The sequence below is a fragment of the Reticulibacter mediterranei genome (genome assembly GCF_016587455.1).
In genome coordinates this window covers 401,772-418,722 of the sequence record NZ_BNJK01000002.1, presented here as the reverse complement: position 1 = coordinate 418,722, position 16,951 = coordinate 401,772, and the positions used below count along the sequence as shown (strand labels likewise).

The 16,951-nt window shown below is 53.1% G+C and carries 17 protein-coding genes; 9 read left to right on the top strand and 8 right to left on the bottom strand.

Annotated elements, in window-relative coordinates:
• Positions 1–118: 118 nt before the first annotated feature.
• The 3 genes from K3T83_RS40100 (at position 119) to K3T83_RS40090 (ending at position 1,677) form a co-directional block, all read left to right on the top strand.
• Positions 119–736 carry a hypothetical protein gene (locus tag K3T83_RS40100; RefSeq protein WP_220208755.1) on the top strand — a complete coding sequence of 206 codons (618 nt, stop codon included), beginning with the start codon at positions 119–121 and terminating at the stop codon, positions 734–736.
• A gap of 455 nt (positions 737–1,191) precedes the next feature.
• A complete protein-coding gene (locus tag K3T83_RS40095) occupies positions 1,192–1,416 on the top strand; it encodes a hypothetical protein (RefSeq protein WP_220208754.1) in 225 nt (74 codons plus the stop codon).
• Between the two features lie 54 nt (positions 1,417–1,470).
• Positions 1,471–1,677: a hypothetical protein gene (locus K3T83_RS40090; protein ID WP_220208753.1), complete on the top strand. Its 207-nt coding sequence runs from the start codon at positions 1,471–1,473 to the stop codon at positions 1,675–1,677.
• A 151-nt stretch (positions 1,678–1,828) separates the two neighbouring features.
• On the opposite strand, the gene K3T83_RS40085 is transcribed toward K3T83_RS40090, so the two are convergent.
• The 3 genes from K3T83_RS40085 to K3T83_RS40075 all read right to left on the bottom strand — a co-directional run bounded on the left by K3T83_RS40085 (position 1,829) and on the right by K3T83_RS40075 (position 3,632).
• On the bottom strand, positions 1,829–2,266 hold the full coding sequence (locus K3T83_RS40085; RefSeq protein ID WP_220208752.1) for a hypothetical protein: 438 nt from the start codon (positions 2,264–2,266) through the stop codon (positions 1,829–1,831).
• A gap of 22 nt (positions 2,267–2,288) precedes the next feature.
• Positions 2,289–2,732, bottom strand: a complete 444-nt coding sequence (locus K3T83_RS40080; protein ID WP_220208751.1) for a nitroreductase family deazaflavin-dependent oxidoreductase — start codon at positions 2,730–2,732, stop codon at positions 2,289–2,291.
• Positions 2,733–3,035: 303 nt separating this feature from the next.
• Complete coding sequence (locus K3T83_RS40075) at positions 3,036–3,632, bottom strand: TetR/AcrR family transcriptional regulator (protein WP_220208750.1); 597 nt, start codon at positions 3,630–3,632, stop codon at positions 3,036–3,038.
• A 369-nt stretch (positions 3,633–4,001) separates the two neighbouring features.
• Between K3T83_RS40075 and K3T83_RS40070 the strand changes: the two genes are divergently transcribed.
• From K3T83_RS40070 to K3T83_RS40060, 3 genes are all read left to right on the top strand, one after another.
• Entirely contained in the window at positions 4,002–5,606 is a 1,605-nt protein-coding gene (locus K3T83_RS40070; RefSeq protein WP_220208749.1) for an ABC transporter substrate-binding protein, read from the top strand.
• A gap of 379 nt (positions 5,607–5,985) precedes the next feature.
• Positions 5,986–6,789, top strand: a complete 804-nt coding sequence (locus tag K3T83_RS40065; RefSeq protein ID WP_220208748.1) for an alpha/beta fold hydrolase — start codon at positions 5,986–5,988, stop codon at positions 6,787–6,789.
• Positions 6,790–6,806: 17 nt separating this feature from the next.
• Positions 6,807–8,210, top strand: coding sequence for a M20 family metallopeptidase (locus K3T83_RS40060; RefSeq protein ID WP_220208747.1), 1,404 nt, complete (start codon positions 6,807–6,809; stop codon positions 8,208–8,210).
• Positions 8,211–8,512: 302 nt separating this feature from the next.
• Here the strand turns inward: K3T83_RS40060 and K3T83_RS40055 are convergent, their stop codons facing one another.
• The 4 genes from K3T83_RS40055 to K3T83_RS40040 all read right to left on the bottom strand — a co-directional run bounded on the left by K3T83_RS40055 (position 8,513) and on the right by K3T83_RS40040 (position 12,203).
• Complete coding sequence (locus tag K3T83_RS40055) at positions 8,513–9,265, bottom strand: SDR family NAD(P)-dependent oxidoreductase (protein ID WP_220208746.1); 753 nt, start codon at positions 9,263–9,265, stop codon at positions 8,513–8,515.
• 126 nt (positions 9,266–9,391) lie between these two features.
• The gene (locus tag K3T83_RS40050) at positions 9,392–9,856 is read right to left on the bottom strand and encodes a MerR family transcriptional regulator (RefSeq protein WP_220208745.1); all 465 of its coding nucleotides are present in this window, start codon (positions 9,854–9,856) and stop codon (positions 9,392–9,394) included.
• 66 nt (positions 9,857–9,922) lie between these two features.
• A complete protein-coding gene (locus K3T83_RS40045) occupies positions 9,923–11,356 on the bottom strand; it encodes a carotenoid oxygenase family protein (RefSeq protein WP_220208744.1) in 1,434 nt (477 codons plus the stop codon).
• Between the two features lie 199 nt (positions 11,357–11,555).
• On the bottom strand, positions 11,556–12,203 hold the full coding sequence (locus tag K3T83_RS40040; protein ID WP_220208743.1) for a TetR/AcrR family transcriptional regulator: 648 nt from the start codon (positions 12,201–12,203) through the stop codon (positions 11,556–11,558).
• 146 nt (positions 12,204–12,349) lie between these two features.
• Here K3T83_RS40040 and K3T83_RS40035 point away from each other — a divergent pair, with 146 nt between their 5' ends.
• The 3 genes from K3T83_RS40035 to K3T83_RS40025 all read left to right on the top strand — a co-directional run bounded on the left by K3T83_RS40035 (position 12,350) and on the right by K3T83_RS40025 (position 15,696).
• A complete protein-coding gene (locus tag K3T83_RS40035; protein WP_220208742.1) occupies positions 12,350–13,153 on the top strand; it encodes a sulfotransferase family protein in 804 nt (267 codons plus the stop codon).
• A gap of 167 nt (positions 13,154–13,320) precedes the next feature.
• The gene (locus tag K3T83_RS40030; protein WP_220208741.1) at positions 13,321–13,917 is read left to right on the top strand and encodes a PadR family transcriptional regulator; all 597 of its coding nucleotides are present in this window, start codon (positions 13,321–13,323) and stop codon (positions 13,915–13,917) included.
• Between the two features lie 228 nt (positions 13,918–14,145).
• On the top strand, positions 14,146–15,696 hold the full coding sequence (locus tag K3T83_RS40025; protein WP_220208740.1) for a multicopper oxidase family protein: 1,551 nt from the start codon (positions 14,146–14,148) through the stop codon (positions 15,694–15,696).
• A gap of 150 nt (positions 15,697–15,846) precedes the next feature.
• Here K3T83_RS40025 and K3T83_RS40020 read toward each other — a convergent pair whose 3' ends face one another.
• Entirely contained in the window at positions 15,847–16,794 is a 948-nt protein-coding gene (locus K3T83_RS40020; RefSeq protein ID WP_220208739.1) for an alpha/beta hydrolase, read from the bottom strand.
• Positions 16,795–16,951: the final 157 nt, after the last annotated feature.

The window sequence follows — 16,951 nt, the reverse complement described above, 5'->3', positions numbered from 1 at the left end:
GATGCAGCCCTGTACAGCGGGCAGGTGGTCAATCGTGCCAGGATTGCCCGGCCACTGCGACCTTTTCTCGCCCCAGGTTTGCATTGAAAATAACGTGAAAAAAGGAAGAGAAGGACAAATGACCCTTATCTTAGCTCCGACTGCTCCTGATGAGTATGAGACGCTCAAACGGTTGTCTCAACGGTATTTTGGAGAGGAGTGTCTCGGGATGGAGACGTATGAAGCCTTTCTGAGTTTTATCCAGCGCCCCTACAGCTGTTGGAGCCTCAAGCAAGAAGAGAGGATCATCGGAAGCTTTTCGATCTTTCGTATGTGTGACACTCTGCTTCAAGATGTGATGGCCTGCCACAGGCAAGAGCAAGATATTACGACCGCTGATCTCTTGCCACTGGAACAGGGAACGCCCTTGAAGCTCTACCTTGCCGCTGGAGCAGTGGATGATCTGCTGCCTGCCAACTTACGCCTCTATTATGCCGGTCGCTTGATAGCGGGATTCACATCGGTCCTGCTCACCTTACGCGAGCAGGGCTATGTTGTTGAGGAAATCTATAGTATTGCGGTAAGTGAGGAGGGCAAACGAGCCGGGACTAAACTGGGATTCAAGCCTCTCATCATCGCTTCTTGTCCCGCGAGCATTACACCCATGCGCTTGCTCGTGGACCAACAACAGCTTCGCCGATGGCATCGTCTGCGAGGCGTTGCACCTTCCATGCGGCTTCCTATTCTGATAAGCTAGCGCAAACCGCCTGCTTATTGCGATTGCCAGTAGGTTCGACATAACTGGAGAAGAAGAGGTGCTGGCCCTCGATAATCTTCTCGGTTTAATTGTTTCTGTCTGGTGTTCTACAGCGTTTAAGATGTGATAACCATACCCCCTCTGCGTCTTCACGCGCTAATACGTTCATCCCACTCATGAATAACAGCTCCCACCGTTTATCCTACCCTGTACGCTTGCGCGAAAACAATAGTCATATATCGTTTGTATAGGAAACGCCATTTGCTGGTATAATTGTAGTATAACATTTGATAATTCTGATGAATAATCAGAAAAGACGATGCCGGGTGAGATTGCAGGAAACATGTTTGATGTATGCCAAAATTGTTCTCGCGGCTGAAAAACAGTATTTTGGATACATCCAATTGGCCTGAATCGTCGTATATAGTAGCAGGAAGAAGATAGAAAGGGAGGATATGTTGAAACAACAATCATCCATACCGGAACCACTTCAGATACTCTCTATTACCGCTGACGAAGTTACAGCTATTAGCGATGCCATCTTCGCTCATCTCTGCTATCTGCGTCACATGCCATCCAACCAGCATCAAGAACAGATGCTCTTATTACATCAATTTCAGCAGCGACTCTTACAGCAGACGAAGCGTCCGCTTCCAGAAGAAGGTGAATCTGGCAAATAGAGAATTTGTACATAGAAATAGAAAAATAATCGAAAATCAAAGAGGTAGATGTAGATGGAAGATGAGCAGGATCAAGAGCCACCCGTGCATCAAGTTATGGTTGATGGGGAGGTGATCTATTGCGGCCCCGATTGGGTCACGGTCTTTCTTGAGGCGGCCCGTAATCCGCAGAACGGTTTTATCGTGCATACGGTAAATGGCGAGCCGCAGGCATGCTGGTGGCCTGTTTTTGGACGAACAGACTATCCCTATGATGCCTGAGCTGATGATGATCATTGTAACCGGGCGACCGCCGCGTCAGTTCATTTTGCATTAAGGACGAAACGCACAATAATCCGATCGCGAAGGATGCCCCGATTGTGGAAGGTGCGCAGGCAGCTCAAAAAGAGGCTCGCGCACCCTTTGCATCGTTCTATGCTTCGTCCGAGGCGGCTACTGGTGTGGATTGAGGGATGTCTGCCGACTCCAGAGGCGCTGGCCGGCTCACTTTTTTGAGCTTCAGATAGCGCGCACCAATGAGATGGACGACCGCGATCGAGCCAACACCGATGAGCAGGTGGAGCACCTGAACGAGCCAGTGGAGCGGACCGATCAGGAGACCCATTTGCACCATGCCGAAGCCAGTCAAGATGAAGGCATACAGGATGCCAATCGCTCCGAGTGATCTGGTCTCTTTAACTGGCAGCGCGATGGCACCGACAATCAGCAGGATCAGGGCCATGACGCTACCGAGCAGGATATGCAGGGAGACGGAACTGACGCCTACGAACCAGATAACCAGTCCCAACGTTAGCTCACATGCTCCAACCAGGCGTGAAAGCCATTGGAGGCCGCGTATTGCTTGTATCAAGAACTCCTCCTCGTTTGTTGTTTTAGTGAGCGGCACCCTGGATGCTGAAGGTGGGATGCCGCACGGCCTCGCGCTCGAACTCCTCAAGGGGAGCGGTCGGAGTGACATCGTAATATTTGAGCAGAAAGGATGGAGCGCTACCAAGAATTTGCTTGAGGATAACGGCAGCCTCCTTTGTGCCCAGTTCGGTCACGACGATCTGTTCGATCTTGCTTCCCCGCGTCAGTGTGGCTTCACGCGCTGCTCGCAGGTTGCGCACCCAATCAACCTCTCCATAAGGGGATGACACCCAGCGCTGACCTTCTTGCTCAACTATATACACCGGGGTTGTGCGCGGTTGTCCGGTCTTGCGACCGCGAACCGTCAATAGTGTCATATTACCTATTTTTATACCAGCGCGCAATAAGGATGTGACTATTGTATTAAACGCTCGCGTCGTGAATGATGCACGAAACTTATTCGCCATTGTTTTTCCCTTCTTATCTGCATATTTTGCCTGCGATATAATATGAACTAATCAGGTAATACGGGAACTCCCCCCGTTTCGTAGTTTCCCGATTTATCGGGAAACTACGAATTACCTTGCCGCTTTTGAAAGGAACATTTCATTATCGCGTTGAGGCAGCATTACAGGCGGCTTCACCAACGCGATAAATCGCTCCACTACGAAAGAGAAGATGCCGTCAAGGAATAGTTCATGTCTGTACGTCATTTTGTCATGCTTCTATATATGCAAGAAGCGGCCTTTATGTTGGAAACGTGGCTTCGCCTATTGAGATGGCTGTAGCAGCGGCAAGACAGTCTGTATCAGAGTATCTGCGAACTGCTCAGGCGTTTGATTCCAGGGATCGGTGCCGAGCATCTGCCGGAAGAACACATACTGAAAAATGGGACCGAGCAACTGAATAGCGATGTTGAGCGGAACCACGTGAGCGCTGATGCGGCCAAGACTCTGCTCCTCTTCGAGATAGGTTGCTACCAATCGATGCACCTGAAGCGGCCCCCCACCCAGGGGGATAACCATCTCGCGCAACTGCATAAGCAAGCTCGTATCGGCGAAAAATGCGGCCCCTAGCGACACCATCGGCTCATAAAAGGTGATAGCAGCACGAGCAATTACGAAGAGATTCTCGCTTACCGTTCCCTCGCCTGCAAGATGCGTGTTAAAGGTTTCGAGGAAGGTTGGCAGGTGTGTGCTGAGCAGGGCAAAAAAGATGTCCTCCTTGTGCTCAAAATGCCGATAGAGTGCCCCTTCAGAGAGGTTGGTGGCTCGCGCTATCTCCTTCGTCGTCACTCGTGATAACCCCTTCAATTTGATAAGCCGCTCGGTTGTTTCGATAATCAGGTCTCGTGTTCTCCCGGCCATAACGTTCCTTTCCATCTCCATGCGAGTGAGTGGTTACTCACATTGAGAGCATAGCATGAGCAAGATCGCTCTGTCAAGACAATGCAGGCGTTTGCGCGCATAATCTGTACGGATGGACAGGTTGTCCTATGCGCGAACAAAATCTCTGCAATCCGGGTCAATTTTATCATCTTCGTAAATCTAATCAGCATCATTTATCAAGCAGAGCTGGAAGATCAACGATCATTTGGATTGCCTCTTGCCCCCTTTTCATAGCTTAAAGTGTGATGAAAATAGCGATATAGACGTAGTACTTGATATGGTCAGATCCTGGTGAAGCGAACTATGAACGTGTTATTGACTGTGTATCACTTATGGAGGCGTTCAATCATGAAGCAAACATTCAGTGATAGATTACCGTCATTTTTGTACCGTCGTAGTATCAGTACCATATTTGTCTCTATTGCCGTTTGCTGTATTTTTCTCTTGAGCGCCTGTGGTGGAAATGCACCCTCTTCCACCACAGGTGATACTGGCCCAAAAAAGGGAGGCACCCTCAGCGTCGGTCTAATTGCTGAGCCAACCACAATGGACCCGCTGACATCGGCATCGCTCTACGATACCGATATCATGGTAAATATGTACGATACGCTCGTGAAGTATGACGAGAAGAACGTCATACAACCTCAACTCGTCTCTTCGTATAAGTATGATTCGCCAACCTCCTTAACTCTCAATTTGCGTACCGGCGTCAAATTCCATGATGGGACTCCCTTTAATGCCGATGCCGTCCTCTTCAATCTCAACCGCTTCATCTCGGATAAAGCCTCGCCGCGCTATGTTGATGTTGAGGATATTGCTGCGGTCATCAAGGTCAACGATTCGCAGGTTCAGATTAAGCTCAAGCAGCCATATGCGCCTTTGCTCAACACTTTGTCCGGCAATGTTGGCATGATGTTATCGCCGACCGCTGTGCGCAAGCTTGGCACGAAGCTAGGTAATACGCCAGTTGACGCGGGGAGTGGACCGTTTGTCTTTGGCGAGTGGATCAAAGGCGATCATCTGTTGCTCAAGGCCAATCCCAGCTATTGGAAGAAAGACGCCAATGGGAACCAGTTACCGTATTTGCAATCGATCCGTTATCGCACCATTACAGATGCGACGGTCATGTACAGCAATCTGGAGACCGATCAGATTCAGGTTGCATCCAACCTCGATCCGAACAACGTTGAGCAGATCAAGACCAATGACAATCTGACCTATCGGCAGATTCCCAGTCCAGGTTTCCAGAGCGTCCAACTGAACATCTCGCAGCCTCCATTAAACAATGTACATGTGCGCCGGGCTATTGCGTTGGGCGTGAATCGCCAGGAAATCCTCGATCATGTACTCAAAGGCGTTGGGTTTGTTGCGCACGGGCCTCTCTCGCCTGCAAGCTGGGCCTATGACAGGCAGTACACCGGTCTGAACTACGATCCAGCTAAAGCGAAAGCCGAGTTAGCTCAATCTGGCCTGCACAACGTCTCTTTTACGCTGCTGTTCACCAGTGGCAACCCGACGACGACGCAAGAGGTGCAGTTCCTTCAATCCCAGCTCCAGGCTATCGGTATCACGATGAATCTCAAGCAAGAAACTTTTACGACCGTCGTGACTGATTTCCAGACGTATCACTACCAGGCCGTATTTATTGGTTGGACCGGCTCGATTGATCCCGATGGGACGCTCTACGCGATGTTTTCCTCGAAGGGAGGATTCAACTACACAAACTACAAGAATCCCCAGTTAGACACGTTTTTGAATAAAGGTCGCACAACACTGGATCAGGCGCAACGTATTGCTGCTTATCAACAAGCGCAACGGCTCATTGTCGAGGATGCCTCGCGTATCTTCCTCACGCACCCGGTCGTTCCTCAGGTGAGCAGTAAGAACGTCAAGAACTATTTCCTGAGTCCTGGAGGCAGTATCGATTTCAGCAATGTCTATCTGGCCTCCTGAGCCAGCGCCCTGTGATATACTGCTTTCAAGCACACGCCGTCGTCGTGGTCGCGCGATAATTGGTGCAGCCGGGAAATGAAGGGGGAATGGTGAGGGTCCAGAGGATGTTGGGACACCCGTAGCGACAAGGGGTGTTTGAGGGTCTTGGTGGGGCCTTGCGCTTGTCGCTGTTGGGGTCACGCGGCAACCGGGACCGGGAAACAGACAAACGGTGTGGCGAGGGCGACAAGCGCAAGGCCTCCACCAAGACCCTCCACACGTCCCCTTGTCGCTACGGGTGGGAGGAACCTTTTCTCTCCCCCAGCGCATTTCTGCATATGCACAATCATAGTGTAACTATGACGTTTATGGTATTAATTTGCTTGGAGAAGAAAACGCTATGCCTTATGCAACTGCATCGGATGGGACGCGCCTCTATTTTGAAGAGTGGAGCACGACCGGCGATCCTTTATTGCTTATCAGCGGACAGGGCAGCGACCACACGGGCTGGTATGCGCTGCGCAACGATTTTGCGAAGAAGTATCACGTCATTGTCTATGACCATCGCGGAACGGGTCGCAGCGACAAGCCAACGGCACCACCCTATAGCACGCGCGGCTTTGCTCAGGACGCCATCTCCATTCTCGATCACCTCAACATCCCGCGAGCGCACGCGTACGGTATCTCGATGGGCGGACGCATCTGTCAGTGGTTGGGGATCGACCATGCGGAGCGGATCGGTTCGCTGGTGCTAGGCTGCACGACGCCCGGAAATGTGCATGGCGTTGCCCGTTCGCCTGAGATCAACGCGCATATGGCCCAGCCATCCACTGATCCGGTCGAAGGCGTGCGCTTTTCGCTCTCCATGCTCTATTCGCCCGCCTGGATTGCCGCTCATCCTGAGATCGAGGCATATCTGCTTCAGACGCCACAATTGCCCGAATATGTGCGACAACTACACTATCGAGCAAGCGAGGGGCACGACTCCTGGGATCTGTTGCCAGCCATCCAGGCACCAACGCTCGTTATTCACGGCAGCGAGGACGAGTTGAATCCGACCGCCAACGCTCCTCTGCTCGCCGAACGCATCCCTCATGCCGAACTCTATCTGGTCAAGGGCGGACGGCACGGCTATTTTATTGAATTTCGCGAGGAGGCCAGCCGCGTTGTCAGCGATTTCCTGGCACGTCACCCGCTTGCATAAGCTGGAAGGAGAGTCATGTGCAGTATTTAGCTGAAATAGAGCAGATCATTGAGGAGAAGCGAGATCAGTTTATTGCGTTGAGCGATACAATCTGGGAGTATGCGGAGACCCGATTTGAAGAGTTTCGCTCTGCCACATTGCTCTGTGAGGCGCTGGAACGCGAGGGATTTACAGTTGAGCGTAGCATCGGTGGCATCGAGACGGCCTTTGTCGGGAGCTATGGCAGTGGAAAGCCTGTCATCGCGTTTCTGGGCGAGTTCGATGCGCTCAGTGGATTGAGCCAGCAGGCGGGATTGGCCGAGAGGCAACCAGTCGTACGAGGTGGCAACGGGCATGGCTGCGGGCATAACCTGCTGGGGACCGGGGCGCTGGCGGCTGCGGTGGCACTACGCGATTACATGAAGCGCCATAACATTGCGGGAACCGTGCGGTATTATGGTTGTCCAGGTGAAGAAGGTGGTTCGGGCAAAACATTTATGGCGCGTGAAGGGCTGTTTAACGATATCGATTGTTGCCTGACCTGGCATCCGGGCATCGACAACACTGTCACAACGGAAACGAGCCTGGCGAACTATCAGGTTTACTATAAATTCAAGGGCGTGAGTTCGCATGCCTCCGCCTCGCCACACCTGGGCCGAAGCGCGCTCGACGCGGTCGAACTCATGAATATCGGGGTTAATTATCTCAGGGAGCATATTATCCCGGAGGCGCGGGTGCATTACGCTATCACGGACAATGGCGGCATCTCGCCCAACGTAGTTCAGGCCGATGCAAGCGTGCTGTATCTCATTCGCGCGCCGAAAATTGCTCAGGTTGAGGAGATCTATCAGCGGGTTTGCAATATTGCCAGAGGTGCGGCCCTGATGACGGACACGCAGGTTGAGATTGTGTTTGACAAAGCCTGTTCAAACCTTGTGCCAAATCACGTGCTGGAAGACGTGATGTACAGGAACTTCACCGCGCTCGGCGTCCCCACGTATGACGACGCGGAGAGGGCTATGGCAACCAGAATCAGGGCGAGTCTGTCGGATGCCGAGCGGAACAATGTGGAGGATGGGGAGATCAGGGAGCAAGCGCTGGCGGAGCGGGTGCGTCCATTGCAATCGGAATACGTGCGGGAATCGATGGGCGGCTCAACCGACGTGGGCGATGTGAGCTGGATTACGCCGACGATCCAATGTACGACCGCGTGTTGGGTGGTTGGCACGCCCGCGCACACATGGCAGGTTGTGACGGTTGGCGCTACCTCTATCGGTCATAAGGGAATGCTGCATGCCGGGAAAGTGATGGCAGCAACGGCAGTAGAAGCGGTAGAACATCCCGAAATTATCGCGCAGGCACAAGCAGAACTGTGGGAGCGCCTGAGCGGTGGCTATGTCTGCCCAATCCCGGCAGGCGTCAAACCATCGGCACTCAAATAAGAAAAAGCCATTTTTAACGAATAGAGGTTCCTCCCACTCGTAGCGACAAGGGGTGGTGTGGAGGTCTTGGTGGGGGCCTTGCGCTTGTCGCTCTCGCCATGCCGTTTATATGTTTCCCGGCCCTGGTTGCAGCGTGACCCACCAGCGACAAGCGCAAGGCCCCCACCAAGACCTCCACACCACCCCTTGTCGCTACGGGAGACCCAACAGACATGCCGTTTATATGTTTCCCGGCCCTGGTTGCAGCGTGACCCACCAGCGACAAGCGCAAGACCCCGCCAAGACCCTCCTTGTCGCTACGATTAAAGGTTAATACCGCCCGACGCCTCGATTCTTTGCCCATTAATCCAGTGCATCTCGTCGCTGAGCAGAGACGCAACGACGCCGCCAATGTCTTCCGCCTCTCCAACTCGACCAAGCGCGGTTCGTGAGGCTAGCGCCTGGTTGTATGCTGCATTATCGCGCACAGCGCCGCCTCCAAAATCGGTGGCAATGGGGCCAGGGGCAACCACATTTGCAGTGATGTGGCGCGAACCAAACTCCGTCGCCATGTAGCGCGTCAACACCTCTATCGAACCCTTGAGCGCTCCATAGATGCCATAACCCGGACCAGAGAAGCGCGCCAATCCCGATGAGATGTTGATGATGCGTCCACCATCCTCTATCAATGGCAATAAGATCTGCGTCAGAAAGAGCGGCCCTTTGAGATTGATATTCACTAACTGGTCAAACTGTTGTTCAGTTGCCTCCGCCAGCGGTGCGTAAATGCCAATGCCAGCATTGTTGACGAGGAAGTTGAAGGTGTCGCGATTCCACGTCTGCTTGAGCGCTTGCTTGACCGCATCTCTAAAGGCCGGGAACGATGTGCTATCCGACACGTCGAGCTGTAGCGCTACGGCCTTGCGACCACTCTGCTCTATCTGTGCGACAACTGCCTCTGCGTCTTGTTTGTTATGTTGATAGGTCAGGATTACGTCCTGCCCGTGAGCGGCAACGCTGATCGCCATTGCTTTGCCAAGTCCACGACTGCCACCAGTGATAATTGCAATTTTCATGAGTTTTTCCCTTCATAAGCTTTAACTCTCGTCGTAGTCGCGCGATTTATCGCGCATTTTCGTACAAGCGCGATAAATCGCGCGACTACGACGAGAATATTTGTTAAAATTTATCAGCAGGAAAGCTTATTTTTCCTGTATGATCTGTTTCGATAGGCCAGCGGTGATTTCGCTGATCTCTTTGACCTTTGCATCGTCACCGCTCTGTACAGCTTTCCAATACGCCACCTTATGCTCCAGATAGCGCAAATGCTCGCGTTTCTGGGCCAGTTCTCGCTCCAGAACTGCTCGCCGTGCCTCGAACAGGGCGAGTTGTTGATCGGCTGCTGCCTTTCCGTCTTTCAGGAGCGCAAAATACGTTCGCATCTCCTCAATCGACATCCCGGTTGTGCGTAAGCAGGCCAGCGCCTCAATTTTCCACAGATCCTCTTCGGTATATCTGCGATGATTGCTGCTGTTCTCGCGCTTCACCGGCTCAAGCAGGCCGATGCGTTCATAATAGCGGAGCGTATGTTCGCTCAGGCCGCTTCTCTCGACCACTTCCTGAAGCGTGAAGTGGGCAGGCGTTTTTGTTTCTGTATCATTTACCATACAGGAATTATGCAATACCTAGAGTACTCTAGGTCAAGATCCTGGCATAGCAATTTTTGACCAATTTCAAAATTTCCCTTCAAATTCCCGAAGAGAGCTATACATGCCGTGAAAGCTGAAGGGGATGTGGTGCGGCACCTCGGCGCGGGCCAGTTCGCGAAATGTGGTCGCATCCAGCACGAGCAGGAAGGAATTGCCCTTTGCGCTATTGAGCACGACCGACAGCAGCACGCCCTCGTCTTCGGCATGCGCTTGTGGGGCGGCAACGAAGATCGGTTCGCCCGGATAGCAGCCGTCCTCTTGCCAGGTCTGCGCCGTTTTTGCCTGCACATCGATCTTGACCAGCCTGTTGAGAAAATCGTTCGGATTCGCCCAGTCGCCGCCACAGCTATAGACGAATTGATACTCGCGCCCGTTGTTGCGCTCGTAGTTGATGCGTGGCAGCTCGATGCCTTCCTCCGTGATGGCCTCCTCGATCAGCGCATCGCCATCAAGCGGCAAAATGTAGCGGGTAAAGGCTCCCCAGAGCGCGGTTTCATGGTTAGTCGTGACTTTATCGAGGTAGAGATTATCGATGATCGAGGCGTTGGGATAGGTCACGATATCGACCACAACATCGTTTCCTCGCTCAAATGCATTGATGTGGTGGAAGGCGAAAAATGTTGGGCCGGGATAGCTCTTGACGACCCGCCCATCTACAGCACGCATGACGTGGAAGTGTGTGCCCAGCTCCGGCTTCCATTGGAAATTCTCGATAAACGGTTTGCCGTGAGTAAGCAGGCTGAGCGGATTGACGACCAGCGGGAACTCGACCAGCACGATATAGTTCTCCGTCATGCCGAAGCTGTGGATATACGCTGGCTCGCGAACCGGGATCGAGCCTATAAGCGTGCGCTGCGTAGTGCCATCGGCGATGGTGTGGATATTATAATGACTTTTCGGGCCAAATTGCGTAATTGAGTTGATACCGGCACGACGGATCGGATCATAATGCGGGTGCGCTGTGCTATGCTGCCCCGCTACCCCGTCGTCATGATGTATGACCCCAACAGTTTCCAGAGTGCGCGAGTCGAATTCGACCGGGAGGGGAATTTCGGTGAGGGCCACGAATGCTTCACCCATCTTGCTGATGTTGACGTTGGCGTTGGCACCACTTTCGCTCGAAAATGCTGAGGCGACGCGCTGAAAGATGGAGCGGCATGGATCGGTCGCGAACTCGCCAAAGCTGATCTTGCCGGTTTCTTTCGCCGCCTTGTATGCCGGACTCTGCAAGAACTTGTTGGCGTACGAGACCGCGCCTGCCTGGAACGAGAAGCTATGCAGCATTGCCAGCCCGTCGAACCAGTGGCGATAACGCTGTTGGCCCACCTCGAACTGCGCCGGACCCGTACGAAAGAGGCTCCCCTCTAACCATGTTGGGATGCTTCCCTGCACCGGCAAACTATCACAGGCGATTTCTTCCTTCAACGTCGTAAACCCTTGTGCGAATTGTTCAGGCATCGTATCTCCTCCTTGTAAAAACAGGTTCCGCGACAACCGCGAGGGATTGTCGTTACGCCGATAAAACAACCTTATTTCAATAAACACCGTTAAGTTTTATGTAAAAAGCTGCGACAACCACAAGGGATAGTGCGACAACCACAAGGGATAGTGCGACAACCACAAGGGATAGTGCGACAACCACAAGGGATTGTCGCTACTAGCTGTGCGAGAAAGCTTTAAAGATCATGGCGCGAGCCAGGTTAGTCAGATTTTGTACGCGTTCCTCATCGAAAACGGAAATGGTGATCGAGAGCGCGACGACACCATGCATGGTGGCCCAGAACAGATCGCTGTAGCTCTCCACGTCGCCTGATTGCATAACGCCTGCGTCCATTGCATACTGGATGGCGTCGCGCAGGATGAGAAACGCGGCGATGCGTGGCTGCTCCTCATCGGTGCATGTTTGCGTGAGAAAGTCGGTGCGCAACATAAACATGAGTTGGTAGTAAACCGGGTTGCGCAGGCCGAAGTTGACGTATGCTCGCCCCAGCTCCATCAGTCGTTCCCAGGGATCGTCATTACTACCGGCAGCCTGTGCAAGTTGCTGTTTGAAGCGCGCAAAGCCCTCATCGACGACGGTAAACAGCAGGTCGTCTTTATCGCGAAAGTAGAGGTAAGGGGTCGCGACGGAGTAACCGATGCGCTCGGCAAGCTGCCTCATCGAGAAGCGATCATAGCCCTGTTCCAGAAACAATTCGCCAGCGGCCTTGAGGATGATATTTCTCAGCTCTTCCTTCTCCTGGTCGCGGCGATGCCGACTGGCCTTGCGTATGCGTTCGTTGCGTGTGTCCGTCGCTTTGCTCATGCTTTCTCCTTTAACTTAACGATGTTAATTGTATAACAGACGATTAGCAGATTGTCAAGGGGGTGGCAGAAAGCGAAGAGAAATGGGACAATATGAATATATTCCATTCTATTTCACTACCACGATATAGAAGAAGGAGAAGTTTTATGTCACAGGAAAAGATGGTTCCTCAGCCTGGAGCAGGCCGTAAGGTGGATGGATTGAAGATCATCGGCGCTGGCTTCGGGCGTACGGGGACGCGCTCTCTCAAGGAGGCGCTGGAGATACTTGGATTTGGTCCCTGTTACCATATGGTCGAGGCATTCGAGCATCCCGAACATGTGCCTACCTGGAACGCAGCCACTCGAGGCGAGCCTGTCGATTGGACAAAACTGTTTCGCGATTATCAGGCGACGGTCGATTGGCCCGCCTGCACCTTTTACAAGCAATTGATGGACACGTACCCTGACGCCAAAGTGTTGTTGAGCGTGCGCGATCCCGAGAAGTGGTACGAGAGCGTGAGCAGCACCATTTATCAGGTCAGCCGGCGCAGCAGTTCGCCCTTTGCTCCGCTTTTCATGCTGCTGATGCGGCTGATAAGGCCGGGCGTTACCGAGATAGTTTCGATGGTGAACCGCCTCATCTGGCAGGGCACCTTTCAGCAGCGCTTTGAGGATAAAGAATATGCGATTTCTGTGTTTAACCAGCATAACGAGGAGGTCAAGAACTATGTGCCGCCCGAAAAACTGCTGGTTTATAGTGTGAAGGAGGGCTGGGAGCCGCTCTGCTCATTTCTAGATGTGCCGGTGCCAGATGTGCCTTTCCCACATCTCAACGACCGCGAGAATTTTCCTGGCAATCAGATCAGGCGGCTGGCGCGAGCGCGTATGGTTAGAACTGCGTCGGTGGCGGCTGTAGCCATCGTTGCCTTCTTGTTGCTGCGTGGCGTAATGAGGAGAAAAAGAAGATAATAAGCGTATATTATCATAAAACGGGCGAAGGCCAGCCTCGCCCCTACCATATACGGGATGTTGCGGCGACCGTTATGAATACGTAATGATCTAAGTTCCCTCTTGCTTTTTTACTATCGATTCGTTATACTTATATCGAATCGATAGTAAACGAGGGGTTATGTCATATGAGTAATGCGCGGGAGCCGAGGGCCAGCGGGCGCAACGCCAATCCTGTATATGAGCTGTTTGTGCTGGGTGAACTGATGAGGGGGCCGCAACACGGTTATAAGTTGCAGATGATTATGCAGCGTATTCTGGGGCCATTTCATCGCTTGAGCTGGGGAACGCTCTATCCGTTGATTCGACGGTTGGAGCAGCAGGGATTGATTACCTCGACAGTTGAAACGGAAGCAGGGGAGCATACGGGCGAGCGTGGGCAGGGTCGCAAGGTTTATTCTCCCACACCGGCTGGTCGCGACCGCTTCTTTGCGCTGATGCTTGAACCGGGAGAATATACGCCAGATTATCCTGATCTGTTTACGATGAAGCTCTCCAAATTTCCCCTCGTTACCGTCGAGCAGCGGCTTCTCATCTTGCAGCAGTATCGTGCGTACCTTTCCACCTTGCGGGAGCATTACGCATCTGGTAGCCAGCAGGTCACGAAGCATCCTGGTATTGGCAAGGATGAGATGCCTTATATACTCCAGATAGCCGATCATCATATTCGCAAGTTTGATGCCGAATTAGCATGGTTAGACGATATGATCACACACCTTTCGTAATACTCTATCAAGCTTCATTTGGCATATGGAATGGTGGGGAGTTCCCGTGTATGGCAGGGGCGATGGCTTGTCCTCGCCCGTATTACCCATTATACATGTGTGCGACCAGGGCGAGGACAAGCCATCGCCCCTGCCATACACTGTCCCATCCCAGAGGATGTTCTAGATGCATCAACGAATGAGATTTGATAGAGTATTACGAATTATCGGGAAAAGAAGGTATAGCTTATGAATGCGTCAAAAAAGTCAGGAAAAAGGAGAGTTGCCTCGCGGGTGCTGCTGACGATCCTTTGCATTCTCGGAGCGATGGGTGTTGTTGTAGGACTGGGGATGTGGACCTCACGTTATCCTGATGTCATTAATATGGGAACGGCATGTATGGGTGAGATGCAACATATGGATACTATGCCGCAAATGAGCAATATGTCTACTGATTGTCAAGGTGCATCGGGAGTTGCTATTCCGATTGCCAGCTTGCATGCGCCCGAGACGGCTGCGCATATCGCGGAGTTTACTCTAACGGCTCAATATGCGCATCTGCCTTTTTTTGCGAAAGATCAGGGGGATGCCTGGACGTTTAATGGAACCTCGCCAGGTCCGACGTTGCGTGTGCGCCAGGGTGATCTGGTGGTGGTGCATTTGCGCAATCGCCTCTCGGCTGGTGTGACGATCCACTGGCATGGTGTGGCGGTTCCTAACGTTGCCGATGGTGTGGCGGGAGTGACGCAGGACGCGGTGAAGCCTGGGGAGACCTATACGTATCGTTTTGTGGCGAAGGACGCGGGCACCTACTGGTATCATTCGCACCAAGAGAGCTTCGAGCAGACGGGGCACGGCCTGTACGGTGTTCTGATCGTTGATCCCGCGAAACCATCGGTTCACGACGACGTTGATGTGCCGCTGGCGCTGCATACCTGGAACGGAACCCTTGCTGTCAACATGACGACGGGTAGACAGCGTATAGAGGCGAAACCGGGGCAATGGGTACGTTTGCGTCTGGTAGAGACCGATAACACGCCGCACCTCGTCACGCTGGCGGGTGTACCATTTCTGGTGGCGGCCCTGGATGGGCACGATCTGCACGAGCCGACGCCCTTAACAAAGGTGCCGCTCGTGGTCGATGGTGGGCAGCGCTACGATCTGCGTTTCCAGGTGCCACAAAGTGGAGCGGCGGCGCTGTATATTGCGAGCGATGAGAACGGGCCATATCAGAAGACGCCAGCGGTTGTGATCGGGTCGGAGGGTGCGGCAGTCGCGCCAGTACCAGCGGTGGGACCGAAGGAGTTTGATTTCACAACGTACGGACAGCCCAAGCCTGACGCGATCACGGCAAAGAGCCATTTTGATGTGACATATACGATTACGCTCAACTACACCTTTGGCTTTTCCAATGGTCGGCCCGGCCCGGTCTTCACGCTGGATGGTCAATCGTTCCCCAACACGCCAATGTTGATGGTGAAAGAGGGGCAGCTGGTTCGGCTGCGTTTCGTCAACGAGGGGAACGCTGGTATTCATCCGATGCATTTGCACGGGCATACGTTTACGGTGGTGACGAAGAATGGGCGAGCGCTGTCTGGGAGTCCGGTGCGCCTGGATACGATCAGCCTGCGTCCGGGCGAGAGCTACGACGTGGCCTTTTACGCCGACAATCCGGGGCTGTGGATGATTCACTGCCACAACCTGTATCATGCGAATCACGGCATGGATATGATGCTTGCCTATCCCAACATCTCCACGCCCTACAACATCGGTTACGCCTCGGGCAACTTCCCTGATTAGTTGGTAGAAGCCACCTGAGATGCTGGCTGATGGGGATAATAGTTTGTGAGGCACCATGCTGAGATATTTCTGAGCATGATGCCTCACAACAAACAACTGGTGATATACCTCCCCAGGCTTCTCAAGGATACTCAGGCTTTTCACCTGTGTTCACACAGTCGCGTCTTTGGTATCGAGCGCGAAAGCAAGGTTATGCTTGTGTGAGGGAGCAATCATGCTGTTGTGAACCCGGCACTCCTCGACAAAAGCCAGTTCACGCAGGTAGAACGCACGCGCCGCTAAGTGGGCACTGGGTTGATGAGGAAGGAAGCGGTGGTGACGCACATCCACAAATGGAGCTTGTGGGAAGAGCTGGCTCAGTTCGTCCAGCGCGGATGCAGAGGATTCCCAGATGGTGTCATACTCTCCAATGGTCATCTGGACGGGAACGCGCACCTCAGCACTGATCCGGCGAAGATGCTCGGGAAAGTGAAGCACCTCACGCAACTCTGCCATCGGGAAAGGAGTTCGACTCTGCTTCAAGCGGTCAATGGAACCATGAACCCAACTGTTGGCAGGCCCAAGGGACTTGGAGTTCTCATCGAAAGGAAGCTGGGTGAATGGGGCATCGGAAAGCTTGCTTTGAAAGCGTTGGAGGGCACCTGGCAACCACTGTAATCCCGTTCCATGAGTGCTCACTCCAAGTAAAGGCACGTCGGGATGGCTGGCTGCCAGTCCAAGGACGATGAGTCCCCCGAAGGATTGACCAAGCAGAACGATTCCTGCTGATTCGGCTCCATACTGCTCCCAAGCTACGGTCAGCGCGAGCCGCAGGAGGGTGATCTGGCCGTCAAAGGTGCGCAAATCTTCGGCGATCTGTTGGCTGGTCCCATAGCCCGGTCGATCCAGCGCCAGCACCGCGTACCCAAGAGAGGCCGCCGTATCAAGGAAGCCAGCTTCGCCAGGGATGGTGTTATCAAAGATAGCGGCTGAGTTGCCGCCCCCATGCAAGGCCACAATCAGAGCGCGAGGAGCGCTCGAAGGTTTCGCGTAGACTCCCGAGAGGTCACTATGACCTGCTCGGATCAGAATGGGCTTCCTGGTTATTGAAATGCTCATCTTTTCACTCTCTTTTCTTCTTGTTTTCCAGAGGACATCGCCACTGGAGGACACTTACTCTGTTGCCTGGAGTATATGTGGAAAGGGTAGTTTGAAGCATCGGCAATCGTGGCTATCTTTCACCCGCGATGCCGAAAGTGCAGTGCCTAGGTAATGG

Coding starts and splice junctions, on each gene's coding strand:
- K3T83_RS40040 (WP_220208743.1), bottom strand. CDS start 12,203: ATGAGCAAAGCGACGGACACACGCAACGAACGCATACGCAAGGCCAGT.
- K3T83_RS40090 (WP_220208753.1), top strand. CDS start 1,471: ATGGAAGATGAGCAGGATCAAGAGCCACCCGTGCATCAAGTTATGGTT.
- K3T83_RS40020 (WP_220208739.1), bottom strand. CDS start 16,794: ATGAGCATTTCAATAACCAGGAAGCCCATTCTGATCCGAGCAGGTCAT.
- K3T83_RS40100 (WP_220208755.1), top strand. CDS start 119: ATGACCCTTATCTTAGCTCCGACTGCTCCTGATGAGTATGAGACGCTC.
- K3T83_RS40055 (WP_220208746.1), bottom strand. CDS start 9,265: ATGAAAATTGCAATTATCACTGGTGGCAGTCGTGGACTTGGCAAAGCA.
- K3T83_RS40080 (WP_220208751.1), bottom strand. CDS start 2,732: ATGGCGAATAAGTTTCGTGCATCATTCACGACGCGAGCGTTTAATACA.
- K3T83_RS40065 (WP_220208748.1), top strand. CDS start 5,986: ATGCCTTATGCAACTGCATCGGATGGGACGCGCCTCTATTTTGAAGAG.
- K3T83_RS40050 (WP_220208745.1), bottom strand. CDS start 9,856: ATGGTAAATGATACAGAAACAAAAACGCCTGCCCACTTCACGCTTCAG.
- K3T83_RS40075 (WP_220208750.1), bottom strand. CDS start 3,632: ATGGCCGGGAGAACACGAGACCTGATTATCGAAACAACCGAGCGGCTT.
- K3T83_RS40035 (WP_220208742.1), top strand. CDS start 12,350: ATGTCACAGGAAAAGATGGTTCCTCAGCCTGGAGCAGGCCGTAAGGTG.
- K3T83_RS40095 (WP_220208754.1), top strand. CDS start 1,192: ATGTTGAAACAACAATCATCCATACCGGAACCACTTCAGATACTCTCT.
- K3T83_RS40030 (WP_220208741.1), top strand. CDS start 13,321: ATGAGTAATGCGCGGGAGCCGAGGGCCAGCGGGCGCAACGCCAATCCT.
- K3T83_RS40045 (WP_220208744.1), bottom strand. CDS start 11,356: ATGCCTGAACAATTCGCACAAGGGTTTACGACGTTGAAGGAAGAAATC.
- K3T83_RS40025 (WP_220208740.1), top strand. CDS start 14,146: ATGAATGCGTCAAAAAAGTCAGGAAAAAGGAGAGTTGCCTCGCGGGTG.
- K3T83_RS40070 (WP_220208749.1), top strand. CDS start 4,002: ATGAAGCAAACATTCAGTGATAGATTACCGTCATTTTTGTACCGTCGT.